19 protein-coding genes are annotated in these 16,085 nt (G+C 35.5%); 11 read left to right on the plus strand and 8 right to left on the minus strand.

Annotated features, from left to right (window positions below; translation table 11 throughout):
• Positions 1-4: 4 nt before the first annotated feature.
• Positions 5-901, minus strand: a complete 897-nt coding sequence (gene rsmH / locus ABID46_RS02505; protein WP_354506732.1) for a 16S rRNA (cytosine(1402)-N(4))-methyltransferase RsmH — start codon at positions 899-901, stop codon at positions 5-7.
• Positions 888-1,361: a division/cell wall cluster transcriptional repressor MraZ gene (mraZ, locus tag ABID46_RS02510; RefSeq protein ID WP_354506734.1), complete on the minus strand. Its 474-nt coding sequence runs from the start codon at positions 1,359-1,361 to the stop codon at positions 888-890. Before mraZ ends, rsmH begins: the two co-directional genes overlap by 14 nt.
• A 237-nt stretch (positions 1,362-1,598) precedes the next feature.
• Here mraZ and ABID46_RS02515 point away from each other — a divergent pair, with 237 nt between their 5' ends.
• Together ABID46_RS02515 and yihA are read left to right on the plus strand one after the other, a co-directional pair.
• Positions 1,599-2,375 (plus strand): alpha/beta fold hydrolase, encoded by a 777-nt coding sequence (locus ABID46_RS02515; protein WP_354506736.1) that lies wholly within the window; start codon positions 1,599-1,601, stop codon positions 2,373-2,375.
• A complete protein-coding gene (gene yihA, locus ABID46_RS02520; protein ID WP_354506739.1) occupies positions 2,372-2,977 on the plus strand; it encodes a ribosome biogenesis GTP-binding protein YihA/YsxC in 606 nt (201 codons plus the stop codon). The genes ABID46_RS02515 and yihA overlap by 4 nt, the downstream gene beginning before the upstream one ends.
• Here the strand turns inward: yihA and ABID46_RS02525 are convergent.
• Positions 2,974-3,390 carry a type II 3-dehydroquinate dehydratase gene (locus tag ABID46_RS02525; protein WP_354506741.1) on the minus strand — a complete coding sequence of 139 codons (417 nt, stop codon included), beginning with the start codon at positions 3,388-3,390 and terminating at the stop codon, positions 2,974-2,976. The genes yihA and ABID46_RS02525 overlap by 4 nt on opposite strands.
• A gap of 136 nt (positions 3,391-3,526) precedes the next feature.
• Here ABID46_RS02525 and ABID46_RS02530 point away from each other — a divergent pair, with 136 nt between their 5' ends.
• Entirely contained in the window at positions 3,527-4,060 is a 534-nt protein-coding gene (locus ABID46_RS02530; RefSeq protein WP_354506743.1) for a hypothetical protein, read from the plus strand.
• Between the two features lie 52 nt (positions 4,061-4,112).
• Here ABID46_RS02530 and surE read toward each other — a convergent pair whose 3' ends face one another.
• Entirely contained in the window at positions 4,113-4,895 is a 783-nt protein-coding gene (surE, locus tag ABID46_RS02535; protein ID WP_354506745.1) for a 5'/3'-nucleotidase SurE, read from the minus strand.
• Positions 4,896-4,991: 96 nt separating this feature from the next.
• On the opposite strand from surE, the gene ABID46_RS02540 reads away from it, so the two are divergent.
• The 6 genes from ABID46_RS02540 (at position 4,992) to ABID46_RS02565 (ending at position 12,227) form a co-directional block, all read left to right on the plus strand.
• Entirely contained in the window at positions 4,992-7,055 is a 2,064-nt protein-coding gene (locus tag ABID46_RS02540) for a carboxy terminal-processing peptidase (RefSeq protein WP_354506747.1), read from the plus strand.
• A 6-nt stretch (positions 7,056-7,061) separates the two neighbouring features.
• Positions 7,062-8,171, plus strand: a complete 1,110-nt coding sequence (locus ABID46_RS02545; protein ID WP_354506749.1) for an ABC transporter permease — start codon at positions 7,062-7,064, stop codon at positions 8,169-8,171.
• A 250-nt stretch (positions 8,172-8,421) separates the two neighbouring features.
• Positions 8,422-9,138, plus strand: a complete 717-nt coding sequence (locus ABID46_RS02550) for a hypothetical protein (RefSeq protein WP_354506751.1) — start codon at positions 8,422-8,424, stop codon at positions 9,136-9,138.
• A 482-nt stretch (positions 9,139-9,620) separates the two neighbouring features.
• On the plus strand, positions 9,621-10,529 hold the full coding sequence (locus ABID46_RS02555; RefSeq protein WP_354506753.1) for a hypothetical protein: 909 nt from the start codon (positions 9,621-9,623) through the stop codon (positions 10,527-10,529).
• Positions 10,530-10,542: 13 nt separating this feature from the next.
• Positions 10,543-11,406, plus strand: coding sequence for a hypothetical protein (locus tag ABID46_RS02560; RefSeq protein ID WP_354506755.1), 864 nt, complete (start codon positions 10,543-10,545; stop codon positions 11,404-11,406).
• Positions 11,406-12,227, plus strand: a complete 822-nt coding sequence (locus tag ABID46_RS02565) for a phage tail-like protein (protein ID WP_354506757.1) — start codon at positions 11,406-11,408, stop codon at positions 12,225-12,227. The genes ABID46_RS02560 and ABID46_RS02565 overlap by 1 nt, the downstream gene beginning before the upstream one ends.
• A 65-nt stretch (positions 12,228-12,292) precedes the next feature.
• Here the strand turns inward: ABID46_RS02565 and ABID46_RS02570 are convergent, their stop codons facing one another.
• The 4 genes from ABID46_RS02570 to ABID46_RS02585 form a co-directional block, all read right to left on the minus strand.
• Complete coding sequence (locus ABID46_RS02570) at positions 12,293-12,661, minus strand: peptidoglycan DD-metalloendopeptidase family protein (protein ID WP_354506759.1); 369 nt, start codon at positions 12,659-12,661, stop codon at positions 12,293-12,295.
• Positions 12,662-12,749: 88 nt separating this feature from the next.
• Positions 12,750-12,926: a CPXCG motif-containing cysteine-rich protein gene (locus tag ABID46_RS02575; RefSeq protein WP_354506761.1), complete on the minus strand. Its 177-nt coding sequence runs from the start codon at positions 12,924-12,926 to the stop codon at positions 12,750-12,752.
• 11 nt (positions 12,927-12,937) lie between these two features.
• A complete protein-coding gene (locus ABID46_RS02580; protein ID WP_354506763.1) occupies positions 12,938-13,591 on the minus strand; it encodes a CoA transferase subunit B in 654 nt (217 codons plus the stop codon).
• A 70-nt stretch (positions 13,592-13,661) separates the two neighbouring features.
• Positions 13,662-14,363, minus strand: a complete 702-nt coding sequence (locus tag ABID46_RS02585; RefSeq protein ID WP_354506765.1) for a CoA transferase subunit A — start codon at positions 14,361-14,363, stop codon at positions 13,662-13,664.
• 161 nt (positions 14,364-14,524) lie between these two features.
• On the opposite strand from ABID46_RS02585, the gene ABID46_RS02590 reads away from it, so the two are divergent.
• Entirely contained in the window at positions 14,525-15,169 is a 645-nt protein-coding gene (locus ABID46_RS02590; protein WP_354506767.1) for an O-methyltransferase, read from the plus strand.
• A 49-nt stretch (positions 15,170-15,218) separates the two neighbouring features.
• Positions 15,219-15,980, plus strand: coding sequence for a C40 family peptidase (locus ABID46_RS02595; RefSeq protein ID WP_354506769.1), 762 nt, complete (start codon positions 15,219-15,221; stop codon positions 15,978-15,980).
• The last annotated feature ends 105 nt before the right edge of the window (positions 15,981-16,085 follow it).

The raw sequence follows: 16,085 nt of genomic DNA on the forward strand, positions 1-16,085 counted from the left end.
TGAATTAGTTTTTAATAGCAACTCTCATTTTCGCGCTTCGCGCTCGAGGATTCTCTTTAATTTCTTGATCAGTCGGAACAATCACTTTGGATTGAACTGGCTTAAAAGGAGCGTCCCAATTTCCAAACACATCTCTTTCTGGCTCTCCTTCGAACATACCGTTTTTCATAAATCGTTTCACCAATCGATCTTCCAATGAATGATAGGATATGATGACCAATTTGCCTCCAGGCTTCAAAACCTCTGCAGTTTGCAGTAACATTTCGCGCAACGCCGCCATTTCATCATTGACCTCAATACGCAATGCTTGAAAAACTTGGGCGAAAAACTTATTTTCTATGTTTTTGGGGATGTAGTGAAAAATCCCCTTTAATTGTTCAATTGTTCGAATGGTTCCATTGGCGCGCTCTGCAAGAATTTCTCTTGCCAATCTTCTGGAGTTTTTTAAATCTCCATAATAATAAAAGACGTCTGCCAACTTCTCTTCTTCGTATTCATTTAGAATTTTCGCAGCGGTTAATTTGGACGCTTGATTCATTCTCATATCCAAATCTCCATCAAATCGAGTCGAAAAACCTCTTTCTGGCGTATCGAATTGATGAGAAGAAACACCCAAATCAGCCAAAATTCCATCCACTTGTTTGAACCCTTGAAAACGTAAGTTGTTTTTCAAGAATCTAAAGTTTTGCATGACCAAGGTAAATCTTGAATCATCCAATTTATTGGCAACCGCATCTTCGTCTTGGTCAAAGGAAATCAATCGCCCTTCTTCATTCAATCTACTTATTATTTCTCTCGAATGACCACCACCTCCAAAGGTGCAGTCCACATAAATCCCGCTTGGATTTTCCACCAAAGCATCTACACTTTCCTTTAATAATACAGGGTTATGATACTCCATTTTCTCCTAAATTAATTCCACCCATAACCTCTTCTGCTAAAGAAGCAAAATCCAATTCCTTGATATTTACAGCTTCTTCGTACGCGTCTTTATCCCAAATTTCCAAAATGTTGACATTGGGAGACAAAACCACGTCTTTTTTCAAACCTGCAAAATTGATTAAGTCTTTTGCAATTTGCACGCGTCCATTCCCATCAACTTCCACCACTTTTAATCCCGCCGTAAATAATCGAATGAAATCATTGTTCTTTTTCACGAAACGATTCAGCTTGTTAACATCTTCCATCACCTTGTTCCATTCACCCATCGGATGAAGCTCCAAACACGGCTGAAACACGGAACGTTTCAATACAAAGCCCTCATCGATCATTGCCGCGAATTGCTTCTTCAATCCAGAAGGCAATGGCAATCTGCCCTTTGCATCAATTTTACATTCATATGTTCCTAAAAGTGGCTTCAATTAGAATTTTTTTCAAAAATATAAAACTTTTTACCATTTTTTACCACAAAATACCACATTGTTGAAAACTTTTACCACTTCTTAGTCAATGAGATTGGCAAAACTTTCTCTATCCAAGAATTAGAAAGAATTTGAGTGATTCTGACTTAAAAATTTATCCGATTAAAAGTGGTAATGATATATTTTTATCATGTTTCACAAGAAATGTTTAATTTTGTTTCTTTCAAAAAAGGTTGAATGCTGTTAAAACTTAAGAAGTCTAAAAAGTTTTCTTACATTGAAGAAGGGGAAGGAATCCCGATTGTACTTCTTCATGGACTTATGGGTGAACTAAGTAATTTTAGTTCTCTTACGGAATATTTCTCACAAAAAGGTTATAAAGTATATGCACCAGAATTGCCACTTTATGATTTCCCTTTGTTAAGTACCAATGTGTCTAGTATTGCAAAATATGTAGGTCGCTTTCTAAAAGAAATTGTACAAGAACCTGCTATTTTAGTAGGAAATTCATTGGGTGGTCATTTGGGATTGGTTGTTACACACAAAAAACCTGAGCTTGTCAAAGCACTTTGCTTAACTGGAAGTTCAGGATTATACGAAAAATCATTTGGTGAAACATTTCCTAAGCGAGGAGACTATAATTATATATTGAAAAAGACGCAAGAAGTTTTTTACGATCCAGCTGTCGCTACCAAAGAAGTAGTTGATGATGTTTTTGAAACTGTTAATGATCGTAAAAAAGCGATTAAAACCTTGTACATTGCGAGAAGTGCCATTAAGCACAATATGAAAAAGGATTTGAAAGACATTCAAACACCTGTATGTTTGATTTGGGGAAAACAGGATAATGTAACACCTCCTGAAGTTGCCGTGGAATTTGAGGAACATTTACCCAATGCAAGTCTTTACTGGATTGACAAATGCGGTCATGCCCCGATGATGGAACATCCTGATGTGTTTAATGAATTATTAAGCAATTGGTTGATTGAAAAACAAATTGCACCAACTCCATGAATTTAAAACCTGAATTTGTCAAAAGCGCCCCCAAATGGGACGATTGCCCTGAACCCAATAAACCAGAGTACGCATTTATTGGACGTTCCAATGTTGGAAAGTCTTCTTTAATCAATATGTTGGCCAATCAAAAAGATTTAGCCAAAACCTCTGGAACACCAGGGAAAACACAATTAATCAATGTGTTTTTGATGCAAGAATCTTGGTATTTGACCGATTTACCTGGTTATGGATATGCACGCGTTTCCAAAACAAAACGTGGTCAATTTGAGAAAATGATCACCAATTATTTGACACTTCGCCCTAATTTGATCAATACCTTTGTTTTGATTGATTGTCGAATACCACCACAAAAAATCGATTTGGAATTTATGGAATGGATGGGCGAAAATCGCATACCCTTTTCGATGGTCTTTACCAAAATCGACAAAATCAGTAGCACTGCCTTGCAAAAAGCATTGATGAACTATCGTAAGGAAATGATGAAAACATGGGAATCAATGCCACAAGTATTTACGAGTTCTGCCACAGGAAGAATCGGTAGATTGGAATTGTTGAATTTCATTTCGGACATAAACGAACAGTTGAAAGATCAGTTTTAGATCATTTCTTCAATCGCCAAACGATAGCCGTCTAGCCCTTTTCCAGAGATAATTTTCTGGCAATTTTCTCCTGTAACAGAAATTTTTCGAAAATCTTCTCTTGCGTAAATATCGGAAATATGCACCTCCACAACTGGTGTTGAAATTGCTTTAATAGCATCTGCAATTGCATAGGAATAATGCGTATAAGCTCCAGCATTTAAAACGATGCCATCATATTTGAATCCAATTTCATGCAATTTATCTATCAAATCACCTTCATGATTGGACTGATAATAATGCAAGGATATATCGGGAAAATCTTTCCTCAATCTTTCAAAATACATTTCAAATGATTCAGTTCCATAAATTTCTGGCTCTCTTTTTCCCAGTAAATTTAAATTGGGGCCATTGATAATTTGAATTTGTTTCATTTGATACTAAATTATAACACAAAATTACACGTAATGATTTTGATTTTAGCACAATTTGACAAATTAACATTTGAACAATTTTCTTAACTTGGTATTATTATTGATAAAATCAAACTTCAAATTAACTATAAAAGGAATGAAAAAAATTAATCTAAGCCTAATGGCAATTGCAGCAGGTATGTTTGCTTTAACTTCTTGCGAACCAAAAGAAAACACAGTAACAGACGAAACAATTCTCGTAGAAACTCCAGATGGTGATGTGACCGTAATCTCAACAGATGAAGAATTAACAAAAGCGGAAGCTGACTTAAAAAAAGCAGAACAAGATTTAAAACAAGCAATCGAAAGTGGAGACAAAGCAGCGCAAACTGCAGCTGAAAAAGCGGTTGAAGATGCAAAAATTGCTTGGAAAAATTTAAAAACCAAAGCGAACGAAGTAGCTGACCATGTTGAAGAAGGTGCAAAAGATGTTGCAGAAGGAACGAAACGTGTAGCTAACGATGTGGCTGATGAAACGAAAAAAGCTGCCAATGAGGTTGCTGACAAATCCAAAGAGGTTTATCAAGACACAAAAGAAGGTGTGAAAGAAGGTGTGAAAGATGCTGCTAAAGATATCAAAGAAGGAACGGATAAAGCAGTTCAAGACATCAAAAGTATTGGAACCAAATAATATCCAAAATAACTGAATAAAAAAAAGAGACCGCTTTGGTCTCTTTTTTAGTTTAAAAATCCCATCGATTTAAATCGGCCATATAATGATGAGCCGTCATATCATATTGAATCGGAACCACGGAAATATACCCCTCTTGCAACGCCCATTCATCGGTATCTTCTCCCTTGTCTAAGTTTTTAAATTCCCCTGTCAACCAATAATAGGTTCTACCACGAGGATCTTGTCTCTCATCATAATCTTCTACCCATTTTGCTTTGGCTTGACGACAAATCTTAATTCCTTTTAACTCTTGTTCAGGTAATTTTGGAATGTTAACATTCAAAACCATCCCTTTTGGCATTTCATTTTTGATGGTTTCTCGAACTATTTTTTGAATGAAATTTTTGGCTGCATCAAAATCGGCACTAAACGAAAAATCACTTAGGGAAAAACCAATCGATGGAATTCCTTCAATCCCTGCTTCTACAGCTGCCGACATGGTACCAGAATAAATAATATTGATGGAAGAATTGGAGCCATGATTAATTCCAGATACACATAAATCAGGCTTACGAGGCAAAATGCGATTGATCGCTAATTTTACACAATCCACTGGAGTTCCAGAACACGCCCATTCTCTATCGCTTTGAGGTCCATCATCAATGGTAACCTTTTCACAAAACAAAGTTGAATTAATGGTAATCGCATGCCCCATCCCACTTTGAGGACTATCGGGTGCTACAACATAGACTTCCCCAATCTCATTCATCATTTTTATCAAGGCGCGTATTCCAGGCGCTGTGATTCCATCGTCATTTGTTACAAGAATCAATGGTTTTTCCTTGGATTTCATTTATATTTGTTTGAATATTTTGTCAAATGTAAACAATCTTAGATTTGGCTCTATATTTGTTTGGTTATTTAACCAATTCTTAAATAAGTATTGTATATGCTAATGAAAAAAACATTTGTCCTCCTGTCTTTTTTATCCATGTGTTTTTTGGCGTTTTGTTTTTGTACCCCTGGAAATGCTAATGATGATGAAAAATACAAAACGATTATTAAAAATATTCGTAACACTTTAACTTATATGCATTATCGACCGCAGGTCATTAATGATAACTTTTCAGAAGATGTATTCAAGATGTATTTTGAAAAAATCGATCCAGGAAAGCGTTATTTGTTGCAATCTGATATGGATGAATTCGAAAAAGACATTCATAATTTAGATGATTATTTCAACAACCAAGACTTAAGGTTTTATCATGCAACGATTGACACTTTGTTCATTCGTTTCCAAGAAGCAAAAGCCTATTCAGAAGAAATTTTGAAAACTCCATTTGATTTCACAAAAGATGAAGAATTATTGATTGGAGAAGAAGTCGTTCAATATGCAAAGAATAAAACCGAAGCAAAAGATCTTTGGAGAAAGTATTTAAAATACAATACCTTATCTGAATTGGTTCGATTGCAAGAAGATTCAACCAAAGTAGGTGTTCCTTTGGTTGAATTAGAAAAAGAAGCAAGGGAAAAGGTTTCAGAAAACATTTCTGACTTTTTCAGAAGACAATTGAAGTTAAAGAAAGATAAATTCTTAACAAGTTATATCAATTCCTTTACCGAAAAATATGATCCTCATACAAGTTTCTTTAGTCCACAAGACAAAGATGATTTTGATGTTGGAATTTCAGGACAATTAGAAGGAATAGGTGCTAGACTTCAAGACAAAAAAGGATATGCAACCATTATGGAAATTGTCATTGGTGGTCCAGCATGGAAAGATGGTCAATTGGAAGTTGGAGACCAAATTACGCACGTAAAACAAAAAGGGGAAGATCAAGTCAACATTGTAGGACTTTTATTGGACGAAGCCATTCGTCATATACGCGGAAAAAAAGGTACTGAAGTAACTTTAACTGTTAAAAAGAAAGATGGCTCTATCAAGGATATCAAATTGGTTCGAGATGTAATTGAACAAGACGAAGTTTTTGCAAGAAGTGCTGTTGTAGAAAAAGATGGTGAGAAATATGGAGTGATTTATTTACCTGAGTTCTATACCAATTTTAACGATAGAAATGGACGTGATCCTTCGAATGATATCACAAAAGAAATCAACGAATTGAAAAAAGAGAACATCAAAGGATTGGTGTTTGACATCCGCTACAATGGTGGAGGATCTTTGGAAGAAGTAGTTGAAATCGCAGGATTATTCATTCCAAAAGGACCAATTGTTCAAGTGAGAAGAAGCGATGGACAGATGCGTGTTCACGAAGACAGAGATCCATCTGTTTTGTATGATGGACCATTGGTGATCTTGGTAAATGAGCTTTCTGCTTCGGCTTCCGAAATTTTAGCTGCTGCGATGCAAGATTATGGTCGTGCTGTCATTGTGGGAAGCAACAAAACATTTGGAAAAGGAACGGTTCAACAATTCATTCCGTTGGATCAACGTACATTTAGTCCAGACGAATACGGTGCTTTGAAATTAACCATTCAAAAGTTTTACCGAATTTCTGGTGGTTCTACACAATTAAAAGGAGTAACACCTGACATCGTTTTGACAGATTTATTGACGTATGCTGATATCAGTGAAGGAAATTCTCATGATGCATTACCATGGGATCAAATCAAAGAAATCAAATTTGATCGTTGGCCCGCCAAATTCAATTTAGAGGAAGTAAAAGCAAAAAGCGCCAATCGTTTGAAAGACAATGCGTATTTAAAATTGATTGATGAAGCGGCGCGTTATTATAAGGATACGGAAAAAATTGATCGTTTTTCATTGAATCTTGAAACCTATAAACAACAACGTAAGGTTAGAGAAGAAAAAGCAAAAATGTTTGACTCGTTGGATGTTTACAAAACTTCTTTAAAAGTTCAGCCGCCGAAACATGAATTGGAGAAATTCAAAACCGATACGGTATTTCAAGAAAGAAGAAAAGATTGGCATAAAAATATGACGAATGATTTTTATTTAGAAGAATCGATCAACATATTAAAAGACATATCCTAATCATTCATGGAGCAACAATCGAGGTCATTTAATCAAATAGCCATTCAAAAAATAAAGAAAAATCCTTTGGGGATTGTTTCCTTGTCTTTGATCCTGCTGGCTGCTTTAGTGACGATATTTGCCTATTTCATTTCGGCTGATAAAGTGATTGATGCCAACCAACAAAATGTAATTTTAGCACATAAACCAATGGGATTTCAACAAAAGATTTTGGAAATCCCATTGGATCATTATACCCGAAATAATTCCCTATCCGATTATTTTTTTGGCAAGCCAATTGAAACCGAGCAAATCGCCATTGATTCTTATTCAATCAAAGGAGAAAACATTTCCTACATTCCTTATTTAGGAGATGGATTAAAAGGGGAACCTGTGGAAATTTCCACCAATGAATGGACTTCAAAAGGAATTAATTTGTCAGAAATAGAGCAAGAATTCATTTACGACAAAACATTTCTATTGGGAACCGATGCTTATGGAAGAGATTTCTATTCGAGATTGGTCATCGGAACAAGAATTTCCTTTTTAATTGGATTCATTGCGGTATTTATTTCTCTTATTGTAGGAATTCCAATTGGAGCGATTGGAGGATATTATAGAGGAAAAGTTGATGACGTCATCATGTGGGTCATCAATGTTGTTTGGTCCATCCCAACATTATTATTGGTAATCGCCATCACACTTGCCCTTGGAAAAGGATTTTGGCAAATTTTTGTAGCTGTAGGTCTTACGATGTGGGTTGAAGTGGCGCGTGTTGTGAGAGGCCAATTTATAAGTTACCGAGAAAAAGAATTTGTAGAAGCTGCCCGAGCTCTTGGATTTAGCGATATGCGGATTATCTTCAAAGAAATTCTTCCCAATATTTTAGCGCCTGTCATTGTGATTTCTGCGGCAAATTTTGCGGCTGCGATTTTGGTTGAAAGTGGTTTGAGCTTTCTAGGAATTGGCGCACAACCTCCTACTCCGTCTTGGGGAAATCTGATCAAAGAAAACTATTCACACATCATTGTTGGAGACGCACATTTGGCTTTGCTGCCCGGCTTGGCAATTATGTTATTAGTTTTAGCTTTCAATGTTTTTGGCAATGTTTTGCGCGATGCATTTGATGTAAAATAAATACTTCATAAAATAATCTTCAGTAATTCAACCAAATAGATGATTTAATTTAAAATAATTCTAAATTGATTATGGTTTTCCGTAATCAGGTTATTTCGTCGTAACTTTGAGCATAGTCAAAGCTAACATCTTGATACCTAACCAGATTACTCCTGTTTTTAAAACTAATGTATTCTCCCCCAACTTTAAAATTAGGAATCTTATAAATAGTCTTTGATCATGTAAGGTAACGAGATTAAATAACTATATTATGAAGAATTATTTATTGATGATACTCGTAATCGCAATCTATACGAGTAATGCCCAAGTAGGAATTGGAACGGACGATCCGAAGGCTATGTTGGACGTAAATGGAACTTTAAAAGTCAGAGAGGTTGCACTCACTGAATCGATAACCCCTGAGCAAAATGTATTATACATTGACAACACAGTCATAGGTGATGCAGTGGTAAAAAAAGTAACAACTGAAGGTTTAGCGGAAGCTTTATTTAATGAATATTTTGGATCTACAATTTTTGCAGCCAGAAAAAGCTCAGGAATTTCCTTATTGAATATTGGTTTATGGGGTGATTTTCAACCCATCATTTTTGCTGAATCTGATGTAACTGCAGGAAATTACGAACTAATTTCAAATGACGGATATTTAGTTCCGGATACTGGAATTTATTTAATAAATTATTCCTTTACGTATGGAACAGGAATTCAACTAGGTTTGCTAAGCGGAACACCAAAAATTTCAATTGTGAGACAAACTCCATCTGGATTTAGTGAAATTAATTTCAAGGATTTCGCGGGTATTACACTTGCTGCCCTTGCTAGCCTAACATTATCTTCTGCTGACCTTTCTGGCATGTACCAACTGAATGCCGGTGATCGAATTTATTTTGGTATTAATAGAGGTGGTGTAAATTTAGGTTTGCTCAGCTCTAGTCAAGCAACTGTATCAATTGCTAAAATTTCAGGTTAGATTGTCTAATTCGAAATTGAAAAATGCCTTTATACAACTAAAGGCATTTTTTATTTTATTTCTCTAGAATTCTAATTTAGAGAATATTGTTCAGCCAAAACAAATCATTTCCTCTTGTTTTTGACATATATTCTTCAAATAATTCTATGGATTCAACTTCATTTATTTCTAAATCATTATTTACAATAATTCTAAGTAAATTAAATTTATAATTAGGACAAATGGATATTCAATTGACATTTATAAGTTTAACTAAATCAATTCCCTATATCTCGTTCGATAATTAGTTTCATCATAAACAAAATCGATAAATACCTAAAATTTTTCAATAACACAACAATTCTAATTTTAGAAAAAGCCCTAAATTTGCAGCACTACTACTACAAGCATTACAACTAACTTCCTTTAATAGACCCAACGATCTGATGAAAATGTTATTCCACTAACCAGCTAGATTATAGTATAACATTAAATTAATTATAATGAATTTTAAATTAAGATCGGCATGCTGCTGCTTTTTGATCAGTACCCTTGTGTTTGCTCAAGTAGGAATAGCAAAAGGTGATGGTTCAGATTTCGCAGTTCATTCAGAAGCTTCCCTTCATCTGTTTGGAAAGAAGGTAGATGGAGATGGTTCATTGGGTTTACTATTGCCCAATGTAAATTCTAAGTTAGATTTACCTTTGGCAGATGGAGGTTCAAATACTCCTGAAATTGATCCTACTATGGAAGGAATGATTTTGTACTCCAAAGACACCAATACAGTCAATGTTTACAATGGTGAATATTGGGAGGATGATAAAGCTACTTATGTAGACCCACAACTAAAACAATCGAGATTTATTTCAGCTGGAGATGGATCAGAACAACAAAGTATAGTTTGCGTTATATTGGGGTGTGGAAGAGATGAATATTTACAATTTAGTCATGCCATTGATGGAGAAAATTCGTATAATAATTTAAACATCACCAGAGAAACGATAGTAATTGACCGACCGATTAATGATGATGTATTCCAAAATTCGAAATTCGTCATTAGCGAGGCTGGAACTTACCAAATCAGAGTCAATATCCCAACCTATATAGCAGGAGTCGTGAGTCTTACCGAAGGAGCTTCTTACCAAATTTATGCCTTCAAAAAAGATGAAATAGGAAACCATAAGGAGATCCTTTTATCAAGTGTTGTCCCTAACTTTCCTGGTGTATTAGGTATTGGTGGAGGAAGTAATGTTGGTGTCGGCATCGCCACAACAATAGCTCTAAATCCAGGCGATTACGTCTACACAATGATTCACTCACCAACTGCAACGGTAACCGTTGGTTCAGAATTACTTGCTTGGGATAATTCCATCTTCAATCCTAGAGAAATACTATTCACCAAAATTGATTAATAAAATGAATCGAATGAAAAATATCGTAATGCTTGCAGCGTTATGCATGTATTCTTTTGCTTATACGCAAGTAAGAATTAGTGAAAACATTGGTGAAATTCACCCAAAAGCTATGTTGCAAATTGATTCTCAAAAGGGAATGATTCTTCCAACTGCTGAAGATTTCACGGAATTTCCAAACTATGATGTTGCGGAATCTGATTTGTTTCAAAATGATAGAGACATGGAAGGAATGTTAATGTACAACAAAGAGGATAAAAAACTTTACATCTTTGATGGAGACACCTGGTTGCCTTCCAATGCCAAAAGCCCGAATGCTGATCACAAAATCTCCCTGTTGACTTCTAACCATCCCGATATTACCAAAGTTAACATCCTTAACATCTCGACACGTGATGCCGTTCCATTTAATCTGTTTTATAAAAAAAATGAAGAAGATGTAAATGAAGCCAAAATCATTGGAATGGATTTAGTAGATAGTGATGGATATGCAGAAACATACGAATTCACAGAGTCAGGTTGGTACAAAATTAATCCATCTATCATGATTAAATCTGGAGGAGGATTAAGCGTTGGAAATATCGATGCTGTTGTGGTATTGAGAGCCTCTTTTGTAAACGACCCCGAAAACGCTTCCAATCCTTACAACAAATGGTGGTCAGTTATGCAACATGATTTTTCATTGCAAGGACTTTTGGTTTCTGCAGGTGGAGGAAACAAAGCCATGAATTTTGAATATGTTCGACATTTCAATGCTGGCGATCGAATCAAATTCGAATTAGGAATCCGAAATCCTGATGGACTAACAGTTGGAGGCGGAATTACCTATTTATGCAACAATCCGAACACCTTTTTATACATCGAAAAATTAGACTAATGAAAAATTTATTATATAGTTTACTACTTGGAACATTTGGGCTTTCCAACGTTTATGCGCAAGTAATCATTGGAGGAGAATCTAACGTTTCTTCTCATCCGAACGCTATTTTGACCATCCAAAACCCAGGTGAAACAGCTTCTACTTCCAAAGGGTTGATTCTCCCATCGGTTGAAAGAATTCAAGATTTGCCATTGTATGATGCAAATGAACCTGACTATTTCAAAGATGATGAATCTTATGAAGGAATGATTTTATACGTGAAAGAAAATGATGAAAATCGTGCTCTGTATTACAACGGTTCTACTTGGGTAGATGCGTTTACAAACCGATATACCATGAAAACAAAAATTTCATTGGATCCTTCTACACCAGAAAACGATTTGCCAAAAACAACTTGTGTATTAATTGCATGTACAGAAACTCAGGTACCATTAAATCTGTTTCAAAATGATGATGTAGATGAATTACGAATCATTGACTCTGCTTCTGGAGACTTGAAAATTCGACAAGAAGGATTGTACCGAATTCAAACTAGTTTTACATTTAGAAGTTCAGGTTTACACGTGACTCCACCTCAAATTAGTATTCAAACCATCAAAAATGCTGAAATTGTAGGTCAAGCAATTGCCAATATGAATACTTTATTGGTTTCTGCAAGCGCACCAATGACCGCAACTGCAACTTTCATTATTTATGCAGATAAAAATGATATCATTAAATTTTCAACTGGAGGAGCTATACCTATTTTAACAGTAGCAGATGTTTATACCGTTCAGCCAAACGTCAATACCTATGCAATTGTAGAAAGAATATTATAATTTTCTCATTGATATTACCATCTAAAAAAAAGGGCAAATTCAGTAGAATTTGCCCTTTTTTATTTTTAGTAATAAATATTTCTTGGTTGACAATTTAATATCGTCGAGGGATTAAACTTTTCGAATTTATTTCGGTATTGAAAGAATAGAGTAAACTTTCCCTCATCTTCAGAAGCCAATCCTATTGATTGGTTTGGTTCCACCCAATCGCCTTTTTGTACTTCTGTCGATTTTAAATTCCCATAAACATAATAATGATTTTCTTCTCCCAAAACACAATCCCTAATAAGAACAGTTAATTTCTCATCTGGCAGATCAATAATTCGAATTACTTCTCCTGAACTTACCGAATAAACTTCAGAATAGTTGGATTGAATATCAATTCCTTCAGTCGGATGCTCGTAAGTGAAAATTGGAGTATGCTTCAAAATCATTTGCCCCTCTTTCAACGGACAGTTTTGCGCATTGAGAGTTCCACTTATTAGCAAGCAGAAAATTCCAACAACTAAGGTGAAAGAAATTCTACAATTCATTGACTTCAAAATGGACGATTTCTCCTTCTTCACAACTGACCGAAATCTCCAAAGGATTGCAACAAACTTCACAATCTTCCACATATTTCTGATAAGGAACAGAAAGATCAATTAACATCGATATTTCCTCCCAACAATGCGGACATGTAAAGAAATGTTCGTTCATGATTGGAGATTTTAAAAAACCATTTCTGGAATTTCTCCTTCTACGATAAGATTTCCTTCGGTCACACTTTGGATGTGTTCAACCGAAACACCTGGCGCTCTTTCCAACAATCTGAACGAACCATTTTCAATGCTCATCACACATAAATCGGTTACGACTTTTTTCACACAATTCACTCCGGTTAAAGGAAGCGTACATTTTTTCAAAATTTTCGATTCGCCTGCTTTGTTGGTATGCATCATGGCCACGATGATGTTTTCTGCCGAAGCAACCAAATCCATCGCTCCACCCATTCCTTTCACCATTTTTCCAGGAATCTTCCAGTTGGCAATATCACCATTTTGATCGACTTCCATCGCTCCCAATACCGTTAAATCAACGTGTTTCCCACGGATCATCCCAAAACTCATTGCAGAATCAAAAAAGGAAGCTCCAGGCATCGTTGTGATGGTTTGTTTTCCAGCATTGATGATATCGGCATCTTCTTCTCCTTCAAACGGGAAAGGGCCCATACCCAAAACACCGTTTTCACTTTGGAATTCTACTTCAATTCCTTCAGGAATATAGTTCGCCACCAAAGTAGGAATCCCAATTCCTAAATTGACATAGTATTTATCTTTTAGCTCTTTTGCTATTCTTTGCGCTATTTGTTCTTTTGTAAGCATCTTTTTCTGTGTTGATTGTTTCGATTTCAGAATTATTTCCTTCTTCGCATTAAACTTTAAACTTTGAACCTTAAATTCTTGGTCGAACTGTTCGTTGTTCAATTCGTTTCTCGTATTTCTCTCCTTGGAAAATTCGGTTCACAAAAATTCCTGGAACATGAATTTGATTTGGATCTAATTCGCCTGCTGGCACCAATTCTTCAACTTCTGCAACAGTAATTTTTCCAGCTCCAGCCATTGGCTGATTGAAATTTCGGGCCGTGCCTTTGAAAATTAAATTTCCAGCTTCGTCACCTTTCCAAGCTTTTACAAATGAAAAATCTGCTTTGTAGGCCATTTCCAAAACATACATTTTTCCGTCAAATTCGCGGGTTTCCTTCCCTTCTGCCACTTCTGTTCCGTATCCGGCTGGCGTCCAAATCGCTGGAAATCCATGTTGAGCTGCGCGGCATTTTTCGGCCAAAGTTCCTTGTGGAGTTAATTCCACTTCCAGTTCACCACTCAACATTTGACGTTCAAATTCATCATTCTCTCCTACATAAGAAGCAATCATTTTTTTGATTTGTTTGTTATTCAACAAGAACCCCAATCCAAAATCATCAACACCCGCATTATTAGAAATACAGGTTATATCTTTTACGCCTAAACGAACCAATTCTGCAATGATGTTTTCAGGAATTCCACATAAACCAAATCCCCCTACAATAAAGGTCATACCATCTTGAACTCCTTCAAGCGCTACATGTACATTTTCAACTTTCTTATTAATCATTCTCTTGTGTTTTGAGTGTGGATAAAAATACAAAAATATTCGGGTCGGTCGGGAATCCATTTATTTTCCGTACAATCTTGTACAGAACCTTATAATTTCACCATTGGAAAGGGATTTAAATAGACATTTATCCGTAATTTTGCTAGCTTAAATCAAATGCGATGGAAATCCTTTCTTCCCAATTAGAAAGCTATTTAGAAAAGCACATCAGTTCAGAGTCTGAGTTGTTGAAACGTTTGCAAAGAGAAACCTTTCAAAAAACGACGCAACCTCAAATGCTTTCTGGTGCTCACCAAGGTCGTTTGTTGAGCATGATTTCGAAATTGATTCGTCCTAAAACGATTTTGGAAATTGGAACTTTTACAGGCTATGCCACTTTGTGTTTGGCAGAAGGGTTGGCTCCCGATGGGAAAATCATCACAATTGATCGAAATGAAGAATTGATTTATTTACCTAAAAAATATTTTGCCGAATCTGAATTTGCCAATCAAATTGAAGTAAAATTGGGAAATGCTTTGGACGTTTTAGACGAACTTCAAAACGAAACCTACGATTTGGTTTTCATTGATGCAGACAAGTCCAATTATATCAATTATTACGAAAAAGTCCTCACGCAAATGAATTCAGGAGGCGTGATTTTAGCGGACAATGTGTTGTGGTATGGAAAGGTTTTGGAAGAAGCAAAACCCAATGACAAAGACACAAAAACTCTTCAAGAACTCAATGATTTGGTGGCAAATGATCCTCGAGTAGAAAGCCTGATTTTACCAATTCGAGATGGAATTAGCATAATTCGAAAAATTTAATGAATTTTGGCTTTTTAAAATCCGAAATTTCCATCACCGAAATTTAAGTATGAAATACGCTGTTTGTCAAGTAAGTGTTGCGCCTTTGAGAGCTGACCAATCAGATCGTTCTGAAATGGTTAGCCAAATTCTTTTTGGTGAAAAAGTAGAAATCCTTGACAAAAAGAATAATTGGATTAAAATCAAAGCCGACTATGACGACTACGAAGGTTGGGCAGATTTTAAACATTTCCTGGTCATTTCTGATGTTGAGTTTCAAACGATGAATTCTCTTCACTATGCTTCGGAAGGTTTCAACTTGGCGATCGATGAAGATATGCCGTTAACCTTACCGATTGCTTCGGTTTTACCCAATTTAGAAAATGGGAAAATAAAATTCGGAACCAAAGAAATGGACTATTTAGGCGAATTTCAAACAGGAAAATTCACCAAAGAGTCTATCCCCAATTTAGCCTTTCAATACTTGAATACACCTTATTTATGGGGAGGGAAATCCGTTTTTGGAATTGATTGTTCGGGTTTTGTGCAACAAGTCTATAAATTTTGTGGTTACAAATTACCAAGAGATGCCTATCAACAAGCAGAATTAGGAGAAGCCTTAAGTTTTATTGAAGAAGCCGAACCAGGAGATTTAGCCTTCTTTGACAATTCAGATGGAAAAATCATCCATGTGGGAATTATTTTGGAAGGAAATAAAATCATTCATGCTCACGGAAAAGTAAGAATTGACCCAATTGATATCACGGGAATTTTTAACAGAGATTTACAAAACTATTCACATAAATTAAGAGTCATTAAGAAAATTCTATAATACTGTTTTTCATTAATTTATGTATTTAAAATTGGTTTGGGAGACAAATTGTGAATAAATAATTATTTTTTTCCAAAAAAGACAATTTTTCCCTTCCTAAACTCG

It is taken from the genome of Moheibacter stercoris (assembly GCF_040545805.1).
Taxonomy (GTDB): domain Bacteria; phylum Bacteroidota; class Bacteroidia; order Flavobacteriales; family Weeksellaceae; genus Moheibacter; species Moheibacter stercoris.